Origin of the sequence: Actinoplanes siamensis, assembly GCF_016862395.1 — a bacterium.
GTDB lineage: Bacteria > Actinomycetota > Actinomycetes > Mycobacteriales > Micromonosporaceae > Actinoplanes > Actinoplanes siamensis.
Window position 1 is genome coordinate 1 of record NZ_BOMW01000044.1, and the last position, 13906, is coordinate 13906.

Genomic DNA, 13906 nt, shown 5'->3' on the forward strand with positions numbered 1-13906 from the left:
GTCGGCCGTCCCACCGGCCGACCGCCGCCGCCACGACCTCGCGTACCGCCGGCGGCACAGCGGTCCGGGCAGCGTCCTCGATCGTCGCGGCGGCGCGGGCGAACGTCGCGGCAAGCACGGTGCCGGCCGGCGCCCACGCCGGGCGGTGGGTGCCCGGCGCTGCGGGCAGCAGGCCCAGCGCGGCGCCGGGCACCGGTTCCGCCGTGCCGAGAAAACGCAGCAGCCGGCCGAACGTCGGGAGCATCCGGGCTCGCGCGCGCCGGGACAGGCCGGGTCGCAACGGCGACTCCACCAGGAACACGCTGACCATCCGGTTGAGGTAGTGGAACACGGCGACGACGCCGGCCAGCTCGGGCAGCCAGCCCGCGGGAAGCCCGGGTGGCGGCGCCCCGGGCACGCCCGCCCACGTCACCACGTCCCGCAGCACGGGATCGGCGATGCCGCCACCCCGGCCGCCCTCGACGGCCGCGGCCTCCGGGCCGAGGCCCAGCGCGGTCATCGTGGCGCCGTGCACGTCCACGCAGTACGGGCATCGGTTGGCCGCCGAGACCGCGGCGGCGACGGTCTCCTTCACCCCGCGTCCCGCGGATCCGGGGACCAGCAGGGTCTCGCGCAGCATCGCCCACACGGCGGCCAGCACCGGCGGCTCCGGCGAGTGCAGCGCCACCGGGGGCGCGAGCATGCCGAAGTCCCGTTCCATCTGCTGGTAGACGGCGGCGACGACACCGTGGGCAGAGCCCGGTGGCACCGGTCGGACATGGCGGATCTGCCCGAGCACCGGGCGCCGCACCAGCTTGCCGATCATCGACATCGCCCCGCGCCGCCCCTCAGCCGGCGCCGACGATCGGCGCGGCCAGCGGCAGCACCCCGCGCCGCGCCGACGTCTCGCCGCCGGGCGCCGGCGCGCCGTACCGGCAGTCGACGCCGCGCGCACGGGCCGCCGCCACGATGCCGGGCACCGCACGCTCGGCCAGCGCGGCGATCGTCATCGCGGGGTTGACCGTGAGCGCACCCGGCACCGCGGAACCGTCGGTCACGAAGATTCCGGGATGGCCGCGCAGCTCGTGCCGGTCGTCGAGGGCCGAGGTCGCCGGATCGTCGCCGATCCGGCACGAGGCGAGCGGGTGTACGGTGTAGGCGCCGACCACGTCGTTGGTCCACGGCGCCACGCCGGCCAGCCCGTCGCGGCCCAGGATGTCCCTGACGTCGGCATCGGAGAGTTCCCAGCCGCGCAGCGTGTTCTCCGTCGGCCGGTAGCTCAGCGTGCCACGGCCGAGCATCTGCTGGGAGATCCGCACGGCGTTCCCCGTCGGGGGCGGCGTCCCGAAGACGCCTTCGTTGTCGTCCTCCGACATGGTGAACACGGTCAGCCAGGACTGCCAGCGGCTCAGCATCTCCTTCTTGCGCACGCCGAACCAGCTCGGCGTGGAACCGTCCGGCACCTGGGCCAGGATGGTGCCGAGCCCCGGCGGGAAGTAGAGCTGCTCCAGCGAGTAGCGCTCGTATTCGGGCAGCGTGCCGTCGAGCCGGTCCCACGAGGCGACACAGGGCCCCTTGCCGATCTGATTCGCGGCGTACGCCCGGCCGTCCGGCCGGGACAGCCCGAGAACCTCGGCGACCCTGTCCTCGTTCATCACCGCGGTGTTGAGCCGCTCGCCGTTGCCGGAGAAGTATCGGCCGACCGCGTGCGGCATCGTGCCGAGGGCCGCCTCGGATCGTTGCAGGATGACCGGGGTGGCGCCGGCGCCGGCGGCCAGCACGACCAGCTTGGCCTCGATCACGCCCTCGTCCCGGTGCACGCGGTAGTCGACGTCGTCGACCACCGTGTAGTGCACCCGGTAGTGCCCCTGCGGTGTCCGGGTCAGGTGCTGCACCTCGTGCAACGGCCGGATCACGGCGCCGTGCGCGACCGCCGCCGGCAGATAGTTGAGCAGCATCGACCGTTTGGCGTCGAAGCGGCAGCCGGCCATCATCCAGTTGCAGTTGGTGCAGCGGCTGCCGTCGATCGCGACCGGCACCGGGTTCGCGGTGCGGCCGGCATGATGGCAGGCGGCGGCGAAGACCCCACCGGCGTACGGCACGTCGTCCCAGCCCTGCTTCGTGACGGGCAGAGCCTCGGCCACGCGGTCGTACCAGGGTTCCAGGGTGTCACGGCTGATCGCGGCCGGCCACATCCGGCGCCCGATGCCGCCGTGCCGCTCGAAGGCGAACCGGGGGGCTCGCGGCATCGCCGCGAAGTACACCACACTGCCGCCGCCCACGCAGTTGCCGCCGAGCACGCTCATCCCGTCGCCGACCACGAAGTCGAAGGCCCGGGTGTACGAGGAGCCGAGCAGGTAGTCGTGCTCGAAGTCCGTGCCGGACAGCCACGGCCCGCGTTCCAGGACGGTGACCTTCGCGCCGCCGGCGGCCAGGTGGTAGGCGGTGATCGCACCACCGAACCCGCTGCCGACCACCAGCACGTCGGTCCGCTCCACGGCGCTCATGCCGGGCTCCCCGACGCCGTCGTGCCGGGGTGCAGCCGGGCCAGCGGCCGCCGGTAGGAGAAGTCGGGGAACCGCCACAGCCCGTCCGGGTCCGGCGGGTCGATCCCCATCGCGCGCAGCCCGGGGTGCCCGGCCGCGAGCGCCTCGACGGTGCTCAGGTGCGCCGCCGAGTCGTACGCCATGTTGCTGAACAGCGCCAGGCTCACCCACAGCTCCTTCTCCGCGTGGCCCGGGCCCACCAGCTCGGACACCAGCCCGGTGCGTTCGCCGAAGGGCAGGGCCACGAAGGCCGGCAGGTCCCGGTCGAGGGCCAGCCCGCGGCGGGCCGCCCACTCGGTGGCGTGGTCGTTGAGAGCGGCCACCAGACCGTCCAGGATCGGCTCCATCCCGGCGCCGTCGGTGGCGAGCAGCTCCAGGGCACCGGCCGCCACCGCTCCGCCGCCCGCCGCCGCCCCGGCCACGGAGACGTCGTCATCCCCGCGTTTCTCGCCGGGCACGACCGTGTCGGCGAATGCCTCCAGGGTCGCTGTTCGAATCGCATCTGCCTGCAATGGAGTCCCCTTGCCTCGTCACATCCATCGGCCGGCGAGCGCCGGTACAGGACATTTCCCCATCGTGGATGGCGGCCTGCCGGGCGGCATCTTCGAAGGTGCCGTGGAAGCGCGGACCGAAACGGCACGGCAGAAGACGTGCCGCCGCACCACCGTGGGAAACAATCGCGGCTCGAAACCATCGAGGGAAGCGGCGACATGTTGGTACTGGTTACCGGTGGCACGGGATTCCTCGGATCGCACACCGCCGCGGCGCTGACACGCGCCGGGCACCGGGTGCGGGTGCTGGCCCGTGATCCGGCACGCGTACCGGGACGGCTCGCGCCGCTGGGCGCCGACGCCTGCGCCGTGGAGACGGCCGCCGGTGACGTCACCGACGCGGTAGCGGTCCGGCGGGCGCTGCGCGGCTGCGACGCGGTGCTGCACGCCGCGGGGGTGTACAGCTTCGACACCCGCGATCGGGCACGGCTGGCGGCGGTCAACGTGCGTGGCACCGAAACCGTTCTGGAGGCGGCCCGTGCGGCCGGCACCGGCCGGGTGATCCACGTGTCCACGTTCGGCGCCCTGCTGCCCGGAACCGACGACCCGCTGACCGTCCACTCGGCGGTGGGCGTGAGCCGTGAGCCGTACCTGGCCGCCAAGGCCGCCGCGGAGCGGATCGCCCGAGGCCACCAGGCGACGGGGACGCCGGTGACGATCTGCTACCCGCCGGCGACGCTCGGCCCGTACGATCCCGGGCTGGGCGATCAGACGACCCGGATCCGCAACGCCCTCCGCGGTCTGATGCCGTTCTGGCCGCGCGGCGGTTTCCCCGTCGGCGACGTCCGTGACGTGGCCGAGCTGCACGTGGCTCTGCTGGCACCGGAGATCGTCGGCGACCGGTGGTTCGCGCCGGGCCGGTACACCACCACCACCGACCTGGTGGCGGCCCTGCGCCGGGTGACCGGCCGGGCCCTGCCCGCGCTGTTCCCGCCGGCCCGGGCGATGCTGCCGCTGGGCCGGCTGGCCGGGGCGGCGCAGCGCGTCCTGCCTGTGCACCTGCCCGCCGAGTACGGCGCCATCTACACCTGCGCGGTGGGCCGGCCGGTGGACACGGCCGCGACCGACCGGCTGCTGGGTCACGGCCCCCGGCCGCTGGAGACCACGCTCGCCGACACCGTCGCGTGGCTGCACGCCGCCGGGCACGTGGATGCCCGGCGGGCCGGGCACGCCGCCGCCGACCGGCCGGACGAGGTCCGCAAGCTGGAAGAACGCCGCAGCCGGTTCTGAACCTACTGTCGCGGGGACAGGTCACCGGCAGCGGAGGAGATCGCTCATGACCGATACGAGAAGTGCCGAACTGGCGAACGCCGTCACCGCGTTCCAGGCCGATGTCGAGGATGTCGATCGCCTGGTGTCCGGCCTGGACGCGGCCGGCTGGACGACCCCGACACCGGCGCCCGGCTGGACGGTGGCGCATCAGATCGCCCACCTGGCCGCCACGTTCCGGCTGGCCGGCCTGGCCGCCGCCGACCCGCAGGCCTTCGTCTCCCTCACCTCCCGGCTGAGCGCCGACTTCACCGCGAACGTGACGGCGGCGCTGCAGGAGTATCTGCGGGAACCGCCGGCGGTGCTGCTCGGCCGGTGGCGCGAGGAGTGCGCCGCGGCGGCGCGGGCGCTGGCCGCCGCTCCGGCACACGAGCCGTTGCCGTGGCTGGTCCGGCCGATCCCGCCGGCCGTGCTGGCCTGTGCCGGGATGATGGAGCTGTTCGGGCACGGCCAGGACATCGCGGACGCGCTCGGCGTCACCGTGGAGCGTACCGACCGGATCCGCTGGCTGGCCGGGTTCGCCGTCCGCACGTGGGACTTCGGCTACCAGGCCCGCGGGCTGCCCACGCCACAGGTGAGCTTCCGGTACGAACTCACCGCGCCCTCCGGGGCCACGTGGACGTTCGGCCCGGACGATGCCGGGCAGTCGGTGACCGGGCCCGCTGTCGATCTGTGCCTGCTCGTCACGCGCCGCCGGCACCGGGACGATCTCGGTCTGCGGGCCAGCGGCCCGGACGCCGACGCCTGGCTGGACATCGCGCAGGCGTACCGCGGGCCGGCCGGGCCCGGACGCCGGCCGGGACAGTTCGCCGCCGGGGTGCGGTGACCGCGACGAGACGGTCCCGGACGTGAGGGAACCGCCAATGGCCGGCCCGCCGATCGGCGGGCCGGCCGTCGGTCGTAGTGCCGCGGCGCCGCCCCGGCCGCTACAGAGGGCCCCGGCCGGCTCGCAGGAGCAGCAGTCCGAGCTGCAGGCCGTCGCGGCCGAGCGCGTCGCGGAAGCGCCGCAGGATCTGTCCCTCCCGGCTGAGCACCAGCCTGGTGCCACCCGCCGCCATCCGGAGGGCGCCGATCCGCTGCGACAGCGCGGCCCGCTCACGCCACAGCTCGATGATGGATCGGTCGATCTCGTTGATGCGCTCGCGCATCTCCGCGATGGCGGCGTCCGCCGGAGTCGGCCCGGCCCCGATCGGGGCGACACCTGCGGTCCGGTCTCCCATTGACTCGCTCATCGATCGACCTCTGCCCTCTGCGACGGGAAAGTTCGGTGGCGCCGCCGACGGCTCCGACGACCGGTCCGGCAGTCGGGATCGGCTCTGCCGGCTGGGCGCGGGCCCGGTGACGGCAGCGTGCCGGCGTCCCGCTGGCGCCGGGGGCCCGCACTCCATAGTCGCTGCGGCGGGTCGCGAGCGCGTCTTCCGGCGTGCGAACCGGCCGACACCCGGGCGTGGCGCACGTCGCGCCACCCGGCAGGCATCACTCGATTACGAAGAGTGAGGTGATCACTGCTTTAGGTGGCGTGGCATCGAGGTTCATGGCAGACTGCCTCGGAAATCTTGAACGGGGGCACCATGCGCATCTCCGAGCTGGCTCGGCGTGCTGACGTACCAGTACCGACGATCAAGTTCTATCTGCGCGAAGGACTCCTGCCCCCAGGCACGCGCACCGCCCGCAACCAGGCTCTCTACGACGAGAGCCACTACCAGCGCCTGCGGATGATCCGGATCCTCACCACGGTCGGCGACCTGGACATCGGTACGGTCCGGGGCCTGCTGCCGCTCATCGACGACCCCGGCATTCCCCTTCCCCAGGTGTACGCGGAGGTCGACCGGGTCCAGTCCGCGACCGCTCAGCAACCTGTCGAACTCGAGGGCATCGACAGCGCCCGCGCCGACATCCACGCCCTGACCGAGCGGCTGGGCTGGCACGAGGCGGCGACCCGCTCCGGGCGCGAATCGCTGGCCCGGGTCCTCACGGCTCTGCGCCTGCTCGGCTTCGAGGTGGACATCGAGTTCCTCCTGCCGTTCGCGCGTGCCGCGGAAACCGTCGTGCACGCCGAGGTCGATCTCATCCATGCCGACGACCCGGCGATAAAGGGACCGGCCATCGCGCGCAGCATCCTCTTCGACGTCCTGATCTCGTTGATGCTGCGCACGGCACGGCAGGATCGGGTGACCAAGCGGTTCAGGCCGCCCGGCGCCTGACCGGGCACGGCTGCCGCGGCATGACGCGCCCGGCGGTGACCATCACGTGACGCCACGGCCCTCGCGCCGCATGTCTCCGCCTCGCGGCGTTCCCGTGCCGAAGCCGTAACGCAGGAGAACGGCGCCCGCGGGAGAGGTGACCGGCGGCTCGAGGAGAGCCAGTTCGGCGGGTATCGCACCGCCGTCGAACACCTTCTTGCCGACACCGAGCAGGATGGGAAAGATCCACAAGTTGAGCCGGTCGCAGAGGCGCTCGCGCAGCAGGGTCTGCACCAGGTTCAGGCTTCCGATCACGTGGACGTGCTCGTGCCTGTCGCGCACCTCGCGCACGGCGCCCGCCAGGTCCGGCCCGAGTTGGGTCGAGCCCGCCCAGTCCAGCGTCGGATTGCCGCGCGACGCGACGTACTTGGGAACGCTGTTGAACAGCGCGGCGAATTCGGCGTCCACGCCGTCGGCCTGATGCGGCCAGAACGCCGCGAATATCTGGTAGGTCCGGCGCCCGAGCAGCAACGCGTCCATGCCCCGCATCCCGGCCCGGACATGCCGGCCGACCGTCTCGTCGAACAGGGGCGCCTGCCACCCCCCGAAACCGAAGCCGTCAGGGTCCTCGTCGGGCCCGCCCGGCGCCTGGCCGACGAGGTCGAGCGTGGCGTACAGGTCGATGTGAACCGTCCCCATGAGGTCCTTCCTGCCGGCGCGGACAAGGCGCAGGGCACCGCGGCCGCCGCGAGCGCGTCGGCTGCCAGTATGCCGATCGGCGCGGGTCCAGATTTCTTCGAGAATGCTCTGCCGGCGGAGCCGGCGCCGGGGCCGCCCGGGGGTGTCCGGCGACCCCGGCGCGCCGGGCCGGTCGCTCTCCCGTCAGGCGGTCACCGCGCCGGCTCACGGGGACAGTTCTGGTACACCGCGAGCGCCCATCGGGTGTCCCTCTTCACCAGGATCCACGACGCGCGGATCGCCGCCTCGGCGGAGACCTCCTGCTCGCCGGCCGCCAGAACGCCGCCCGTGGTGATCAGTGCCACCACGTCCGGCGCCAGCACCTTGACGTCGATCGGCGAACCGGTGACCCGCGTGCCCCGGTACCTGCCGGCGAAGGCCTCGGCCATGAAGCTCCGGATCTCGTCGCGGCCGTGCGCGTACACGCCCGGGAGGATCATCGTTCCGTCGTCCAGGAAGAGGTCGGCGAAGCCGTCGGCGTCCTGAGCCGCCCAGACCTCGGTCAGGCGGGCCGGCACGGCGAGCAGCGCCTGCCGGTCGGGTCCCGGGGGCGCAACCGCGGCGGCGCCTGTCGAGCTGCTGGTCATAGCGCGATCCTTACTGTCGTGAGCGGCACGCTCGGTCAGTGGTGAGGCATCCCTGGAGCGGGCAGTGCTCGCTGCCGCCGTGGCGGCCGTCCGCCGCACGATCGGCTCCGCGGGAGGTGTTCGCCAATTCTGTGAGGTTCGCGTATACGGAGGCCACTTTCAGCTTGCGGCTGTCGCCGGCCCGTCCCCGCCGTTGATCGCACCCGGCTCCCGATACCAGGCGCGTGTGCTTCCCGCAATGCCGCGCCGCGCTTTGTTTCGCTGGGAAACCGCAATTTCGAGGATGCCGGCCGATCGGTGTCGCCCACAGGATGAGCCGCGCAAACGGTCTCGCAAGGAGGCACTGATGGTGCAGGCACAATCGACCGCAACGGCGTCCGCGCCCTTACGCTCCTCCCCGCTCTGGCAGCCGCTCGCTGTGGTCTTGATCGCCATCAGCACGGTCTGGTTCCTCTCTTTCACTCTGCCTCTGTTCATTCCGCGTTTCTTCGACCCGGCCATCGCCCCCGTCCGCGTCCTGCACGGCGGCTTCGGCATCCTCGCCCTGATCACCGCGGTACTGCAGATCTGGCCGGGAGTCCGTAGGCGTTATCCCCGCTTCCACCGCTGGAACGGCCGGGTCTACCTGTTCGGCGGCGTGCTGCCCGGCTCCCTGCTGCTGGTCGCCGTCCTGTTCGCGCTACGGAACCCCGCGAACACCGCGGACTTCTTCTGGAGCATGGTGTGGCTGGGCACCAGCGCGGTCGCCTGGCGCGCCGCCCGCCGGCGGGAGTACATGAAGCATCGCCAGTGGATGGCCTACAGTGTGGCGATCACGCTCGTCGCGGTCAGCAACGCCGCCCTGGTCGTCGTGGCGCCCCATATCGCCTGGCTGGTCAGCCCGGCGGTGGTCTACGACTCCCTGCACTGGTTCCCCTGGGTGACGCATCTGGCCATCGCGCACTGGATCGTGAAGCACTCCAGCGCGGTGCCGTATCCCGCCCGCCGACGCGCCACGGAGGTACCCGCGCGGTTGGGATAGCGGGCGGGACGATCCGACAGACGGCATGGCCGGGCATCAGGCCCGGCCATGCCGTTTCGTGTCGATGGAGGTCACGGGTCGCCGGGCAGGCCAGCAGCCTGCGAGATGAACAGAGCGCCGGCCGCGAGGCATCCTGAACGGACCGGAAGCCGGTCCCGCACCCCACCACGCGATGTCGACCGGCACGGCTCCGGCCGATTTCGGGCGATCCGGCAATCCTGTTCGCTGCCACTGTTCGAGGAGCTCGCTTTGGCACCCGATCGCATTCCCGCGGACCAGTATGCCGCTCCCATGCGGGGAATCCTGCTCGCGGGCGGCACCGGATCACGACTCTGGCCGATGACCAGATCGGTGTCCAAGCAGCTGATGCCGATCTACGACAAGCCCATGATCTTCTATCCTCTGTCGACGCTGATCAGCATCGGCATCAGAGAGATTCTGGTCATCACCGCGCCGGCGGACCAGGACCCGTTCGCCCGGCTGCTCGGCGACGGCTCGCAATGGGGTCTGCGCCTGTCGTACGCGGTGCAGCCGCGCCCGGACGGGATCGCGCAGGCGCTGGTGATCGGCGAGGACTTCCTCGGCGGACGCGGCTGCGCCCTCATCCTGGGCGACAACCTCTTCCACGGCATGAACTTCGGATCGTGGGCGCGCTCGGACATGGAGCTGTCCGGCGCACACGTACTGGCATGTCCGGTAGCCCGGCCCTCGGCCTACGGTGTGGTGGAGTTCGACGCCGACGGGAGGGTGCTGACGCTGGAGGAGAAACCGGCGCGGCCGCGCTCCCGGTATGCCGTGCCCGGCCTCTACTTCTACGACTCGGAGGGCGCCAAGATCGCCAAGTCGCTGCCACGGGGCGCCCGCGGCGAGTTCGAGATCACCGCTCTCAATGAGTACTACCTGCGGGAACGGAGCCTGCGTGTGACGGTCATGGACCGCGGTTCGGTCTGGCTGGACACGGGCACGGTCGCCGATCTGGCGCGTGCCGCGGAGTACGTGCGCGTCGTCGAGGAACGGCAGGGCGTCAAGATCGGCTGCGTCGAGGAGGCCGCGTGGCGGGCCGGCCTGATCGACGACGCGCACCTCCGGCGTCTCGCCGAACCACTCCTGAGCAGTGGCTACGGCGACTATCTGCTACGGCTCGTGGACTAGCGCGGGACTAGCGCCCGTCCACGAGCCAGGCGCTGCCCGGCGGGAAGCGACGACGGCCCTGACCGGCGCGGTGCCGGCAGGGCCGTCGTGGCTTCCCGTCCCGGCTGTGATCCGTGGGCGGCCGGGCGCGGTCAGAGGTACATGGTGTTCGGCGGCTGCCCGCAGAGAATCCGGCCGTACAGCTCGTCGTTGGTGTCCGGATTCATCAACGCGTGCAGGTTGACGGCCTGGATGTCGCGCAGGACCCGCTGCACCGGTACCGAGTCGTAGATCGACGAGCCACCGCTGGCGCCGGCGAGAATCTGCGCCGCCTCCCGGGCGCGCCGGCACGCGGCCCCCAGGTGCGCCCGCGTCCGGGCACGCTCCTCGATCGACCAGGCGCTGTTCCGGACCGCCTTGGTGTCGACGAGCTCGGCCAGGGCGTACGCGTGGAAGGCCGCCTCATCCGCGCGCGCCGCGGCGTCCGCGACCTGGAGATGGGTCACCGGCGCCTCGCGCTGGGCGCCGTACTCGGTATAGGTGATGCGCCGCTCGGGAAGGCGGCCGAGAAAGGCCTCCTGCGCCGCGCGTGCCAGGCCGACCGCCGCTCCCACCGAGGACGCGGACGCCACCGGCAACAGCGGAGGACGGTAGATCTCCGCTTCCGCGTTGCGGCGCGACGCCGACTGCTGCTGCAGCACCGCGCCGAGGGGCATCACCCGGGCGGACGGCACGAAGACCTCCTCCGCGACGGTGGTGACACTGCCGGTGCCACGCAGGCCGGACGTGTGCCAGTCGTCGACGATGTGCAGATCCGCCATGGGAACCAGGGCCATCACCGGCATGGGCCGGCCGTCCTCGCCCTCGGTCATCGCGATGATTTCCTGCCAGTGGCTGTGCAGCGCCCCGCTCACGAAGCCCCACTTGCCGTTCACCACCACGCCGCCGTCGACCGGGCGCGCGTGTGCCGTGGGGCTCAGGGTTCCGCAGATCCGTACGTCGGGCGTGCCGAAGACCTCGTCCTGCACCTCGTCCGGGAACAGGCACGTCATCCAGGTCGGGATCGAATACACCGAGGCGACCCAGGCCGCGGCGCCGTCACCACGGGCCAGCTCGGCGGAGACGTCCACCAAGGTCCGCGTGTCGGCCTCGTAGCCGCCGTACCGCAGCGGCACCCGCAGTTTGAAGATCCCCGCCTCGGCCAGGGCCTCCACCACGGGCTCGGGCAGCCGCCGGTCACGCTCGGCCGCGTCGGCGTTCTCGCTGAGCAGCGGCACCAGCTCGGCGGCCCGGCGTACGAGCTGCTCACGGGTGGGAACGTCAGTCGCCAACATGTTTCCTCCTCGGATCGACCGGTACCAGCGGCGATCCGCGCTACCCGGCCGCGGGACCACGCGGTGGCCGGCGCCGCGAGGTCGTCCGGGTGCCCGGCAGGATCGCCCCACCGACGGTCGCATCGCGGCGAGGAGGCCGCACCTTCCGAATTGCGCAGGCCCGAGGGGATTACCCGATGGCGATGATGCCGTCCGGGGCGTTGTTGAGCCGCACCTCGATCCAGATCGGTCGCCACCCGGCGAGGCCGTGATAGCGGCGCAGTTCCGCGATCCCGCCCAACAGTCCCATCCAGGACCCGTACGGCGGCCGATCGGTGTCGAAGCCGCTCTGCACGATGGTCAGGCGGGTGTGCCCCTCGGAGCCGGCGAGCTCCCACGAGGTGACCAGACCGTCGTCCCAGGCGAGGGCCAGGCGGGAGCCGGGGTCGAGCTCGATGATCCGTGCGGGCGCCGGATCGACGTCGAAGCCGCCCATCGCCCAGCGACCGCCCACCTCGGGTTCGATGTCGATCCGGGCGCCGAACCACTGGGCGAACTGGCCCGGATCGACGAGGGACCGGTAGACGGCCTCGGGCGAGGCGTCGACCGTCACCTCGGCCCGCATGTCGGGGACGGCGAAGTCGCACTTCGGGGTCCGCTCCCGGCCTTCGACGTACTCGACCAGGTTCGCGATGGACAGCGCCCAGAAGGTGTGCATCTGTCCCAGCGTGCTGGCCTCGGCCACCATCTCGTCGAAGTCGGGGAGATCCGTCTGGGTGAGGGTGAGCACCGTGTTGTCCGGGTCCTCCTCGGCCAGGGCGAACTCGACAGTGGTGTCCGTCTCGTCCAGACGCCACCGGAAACGCAGCGAATGGTCGTCCACGTGCAGCAGGCGCTGATGCGGGGCGTCACCCTCGGGGGTGAAACGCCCCCAGAAGTGGAATCGCTCGGGCAGGCGCACGTCCACGTGCTCGGCGAGCCACACGCGCAGCGCGCCGGGATCGGTCAAGGCGTGCCGCACCCGCGCGATCGGCGCCGGCACCCGCACCCGGTGCATCAGCAGATCACCCACGCGGATCCCCCTTCGGATAACACGCGACCACCAGCTTGAACGGCTCGCCTTGCGCACCACCGTAGCGGCTGAACAGTTCCTGCAGGGTCGAGGTGAGATCGTCGAGGAACTCCTGCCGGCGTTCCGGTTCGACACGGATGTTCCCGGAGACCCCGATGGAGGGCGCCTCGGCCTTGGCAGGCTCGATCGCGGCCACGTCCGATTGCACCTCCTCCACCAGATCGAGCAGGTGGCCGAGACTCAGCGCGTCGCGGGCGGCCCGGCTGCCGATCCGGCCGACGAGACGGGGCGAGAGCCAGTAGGACCGGGCGTTGGCCTGATAGATCCCCTCGTGGATGCCCCGTACCCGGCGCTCGGCGACCCGGCTGACCAGCCCGGCGTCCTGCAGGCGCTTGACGTGGTAGTAAATCCGCTGCGGCGTCTGGTCGAGCTTGTGCGCCACCTCGGTGCAGGAGCGGGGCTCGTCGAGCTGCCGCAGCACGTCGATGCGCTGCGGCTTGAACAGGGCCTCCGCCTGTCCGATCTCGTCAAGGTACAAGACATCCAGCATTTCAAAACATCCTTGTACGTCACGCCGGATTTTGTCAATGCGGTGGACCCGGCCGCCGCGGCCGCCGGAAGAGCACGTCCGAAGTTGTCCGGCACGCTCGCCCGCTCCAATACTCCGCACAGCGGACCAGGCGGCCAACCGCCCCGCCGCACCGGCATCCGATCCCGTCACGTCCGGAGGACCACCACCGTGAACCAGCTCGGCTACGTCATGGGTCAGCAGACCGTGCAGATCCTCCAGGACAGCAAGGACACCACGTTCACTCTGCTCGATCGCGAGTGGGAGCAGCTGGGCGTGGTCTTCGGCGGTGACTTCATGCACGCCACGGCGTTCTTCACAGCCGCTCTGCCGCTCCGGGCGGGCACCGGTTTCCTGGAGATGGGCTGCGGCAGCGGGATCACCGCGGTGACCGCGGCGCTGCACGGCTGCACCCCGGTGGTGGCGGTGGACGTCAACCCCGCCGCCGCCGACAACGTCCGGCGCAACGCCGAGTTGCACGGCGTCGGTGACCGGGTGACACCGGTGACCAGCTACCTGTTCCGGGAACTCGATCCCGGGCAGCGCTTCGACACCATCTATTGGAACTCCAACTTCATCGAGGGGCCGGCCGAGACGGGCGAGCAGTCCTACGTCGAGGCCGCCGTGTTCGACCCGGGATACCGCGCCCACGAGGAGTTCCTCACGCAGGCCCCGCGGTTCCTGGCCGACCGGGGTTCGATCTTCCTGGGCTTCAGTGAGCTCGTCGGGAACCGGCGCCGCCTGGAGGAGTTCGCCGACGCGGCCGGACTGTCCACCGCGGTGTACCGGCAGCAGACCTTCGACGTCCCCTACGAGCAGATGGGAGCCGGTCCCGAATTCGCCGCGCACGCCGACGCCGACGGGATGCTGCACCCCGACTTCACCCTTCTGGAGTTCCGTCGCCGGTGACGGTCCCTTGACAAGAATTTTTTGTACGTACAGAATCCG

At 71.7% G+C, this 13906-nt stretch carries 15 protein-coding genes; 6 read left to right on the top strand and 9 right to left on the bottom strand.

Features of this window, described 5'->3' with window-relative positions:
* From Asi03nite_RS22590 to Asi03nite_RS22600, 3 genes are all read right to left on the bottom strand, one after another.
* A partial coding sequence (locus Asi03nite_RS22590; RefSeq protein ID WP_203682432.1) for a carboxymuconolactone decarboxylase family protein occupies window positions 1–805 on the bottom strand: 805 nt, incomplete at its 3' end.
* A gap of 22 nt (window positions 806–827) precedes the next feature.
* Complete coding sequence (locus tag Asi03nite_RS22595) at window positions 828–2486, bottom strand: FAD-dependent oxidoreductase (protein WP_203682433.1); 1659 nt, start codon at window positions 2484–2486, stop codon at window positions 828–830.
* A complete protein-coding gene (locus Asi03nite_RS22600) occupies window positions 2483–3037 on the bottom strand; it encodes a DUF5987 family protein (RefSeq protein ID WP_203682434.1) in 555 nt (184 codons plus the stop codon). Before Asi03nite_RS22600 ends, Asi03nite_RS22595 begins: the two co-directional genes overlap by 4 nt.
* A 198-nt stretch (window positions 3038–3235) precedes the next feature.
* On the opposite strand from Asi03nite_RS22600, the gene Asi03nite_RS22605 reads away from it, so the two are divergent.
* Both Asi03nite_RS22605 and Asi03nite_RS22610 read left to right on the top strand, forming a co-directional pair.
* Window positions 3236–4306 carry an SDR family NAD(P)-dependent oxidoreductase gene (locus Asi03nite_RS22605; RefSeq protein WP_203682435.1) on the top strand — a complete coding sequence of 357 codons (1071 nt, stop codon included), beginning with the start codon at window positions 3236–3238 and terminating at the stop codon, window positions 4304–4306.
* A 46-nt stretch (window positions 4307–4352) separates the two neighbouring features.
* Entirely contained in the window at window positions 4353–5171 is an 819-nt protein-coding gene (locus tag Asi03nite_RS22610) for a TIGR03084 family metal-binding protein (RefSeq protein ID WP_203682436.1), read from the top strand.
* Between the two features lie 100 nt (window positions 5172–5271).
* Here Asi03nite_RS22610 and Asi03nite_RS22615 read toward each other — a convergent pair whose 3' ends face one another.
* Window positions 5272–5565 (bottom strand): chorismate mutase, encoded by a 294-nt coding sequence (locus tag Asi03nite_RS22615; RefSeq protein WP_239102867.1) that lies wholly within the window; start codon window positions 5563–5565, stop codon window positions 5272–5274.
* Between the two features lie 351 nt (window positions 5566–5916).
* Between Asi03nite_RS22615 and Asi03nite_RS22620 the strand changes: the two genes are divergently transcribed.
* Complete coding sequence (locus Asi03nite_RS22620) at window positions 5917–6549, top strand: MerR family transcriptional regulator (RefSeq protein WP_203682438.1); 633 nt, start codon at window positions 5917–5919, stop codon at window positions 6547–6549.
* Between the two features lie 42 nt (window positions 6550–6591).
* Here Asi03nite_RS22620 and Asi03nite_RS22625 read toward each other — a convergent pair whose 3' ends face one another.
* Both Asi03nite_RS22625 and Asi03nite_RS22630 read right to left on the bottom strand, forming a co-directional pair.
* Window positions 6592–7227: a dihydrofolate reductase family protein gene (locus Asi03nite_RS22625; protein ID WP_203682439.1), complete on the bottom strand. Its 636-nt coding sequence runs from the start codon at window positions 7225–7227 to the stop codon at window positions 6592–6594.
* 191 nt (window positions 7228–7418) lie between these two features.
* Window positions 7419–7853, bottom strand: coding sequence for an SgcJ/EcaC family oxidoreductase (locus tag Asi03nite_RS22630; protein ID WP_203682440.1), 435 nt, complete (start codon window positions 7851–7853; stop codon window positions 7419–7421).
* Between the two features lie 346 nt (window positions 7854–8199).
* Here Asi03nite_RS22630 and Asi03nite_RS22635 point away from each other — a divergent pair, with 346 nt between their 5' ends.
* Together Asi03nite_RS22635 and rfbA are read left to right on the top strand one after the other, a co-directional pair.
* Window positions 8200–8874, top strand: a complete 675-nt coding sequence (locus Asi03nite_RS22635; RefSeq protein WP_239102861.1) for a DUF2306 domain-containing protein — start codon at window positions 8200–8202, stop codon at window positions 8872–8874.
* 291 nt (window positions 8875–9165) lie between these two features.
* Window positions 9166–10026, top strand: coding sequence for a glucose-1-phosphate thymidylyltransferase RfbA (gene rfbA / locus Asi03nite_RS22640; RefSeq protein WP_203682441.1), 861 nt, complete (start codon window positions 9166–9168; stop codon window positions 10024–10026).
* A gap of 131 nt (window positions 10027–10157) precedes the next feature.
* Here rfbA and Asi03nite_RS22645 read toward each other — a convergent pair whose 3' ends face one another.
* The 3 genes from Asi03nite_RS22645 to Asi03nite_RS22655 all read right to left on the bottom strand — a co-directional run bounded on the left by Asi03nite_RS22645 (window position 10158) and on the right by Asi03nite_RS22655 (window position 12940).
* Window positions 10158–11339: an acyl-CoA dehydrogenase family protein gene (locus Asi03nite_RS22645; RefSeq protein WP_203682442.1), complete on the bottom strand. Its 1182-nt coding sequence runs from the start codon at window positions 11337–11339 to the stop codon at window positions 10158–10160.
* Between the two features lie 169 nt (window positions 11340–11508).
* Complete coding sequence (locus Asi03nite_RS22650) at window positions 11509–12390, bottom strand: SRPBCC family protein (RefSeq protein ID WP_203682443.1); 882 nt, start codon at window positions 12388–12390, stop codon at window positions 11509–11511.
* Complete coding sequence (locus tag Asi03nite_RS22655; RefSeq protein ID WP_203682444.1) at window positions 12383–12940, bottom strand: winged helix-turn-helix domain-containing protein; 558 nt, start codon at window positions 12938–12940, stop codon at window positions 12383–12385. Before Asi03nite_RS22655 ends, Asi03nite_RS22650 begins: the two co-directional genes overlap by 8 nt.
* Before the next feature lie 189 nt (window positions 12941–13129).
* On the opposite strand from Asi03nite_RS22655, the gene Asi03nite_RS22660 reads away from it, so the two are divergent.
* Complete coding sequence (locus Asi03nite_RS22660) at window positions 13130–13867, top strand: methyltransferase (RefSeq protein ID WP_203682445.1); 738 nt, start codon at window positions 13130–13132, stop codon at window positions 13865–13867.
* Window positions 13868–13906 lie beyond the last annotated feature (39 nt).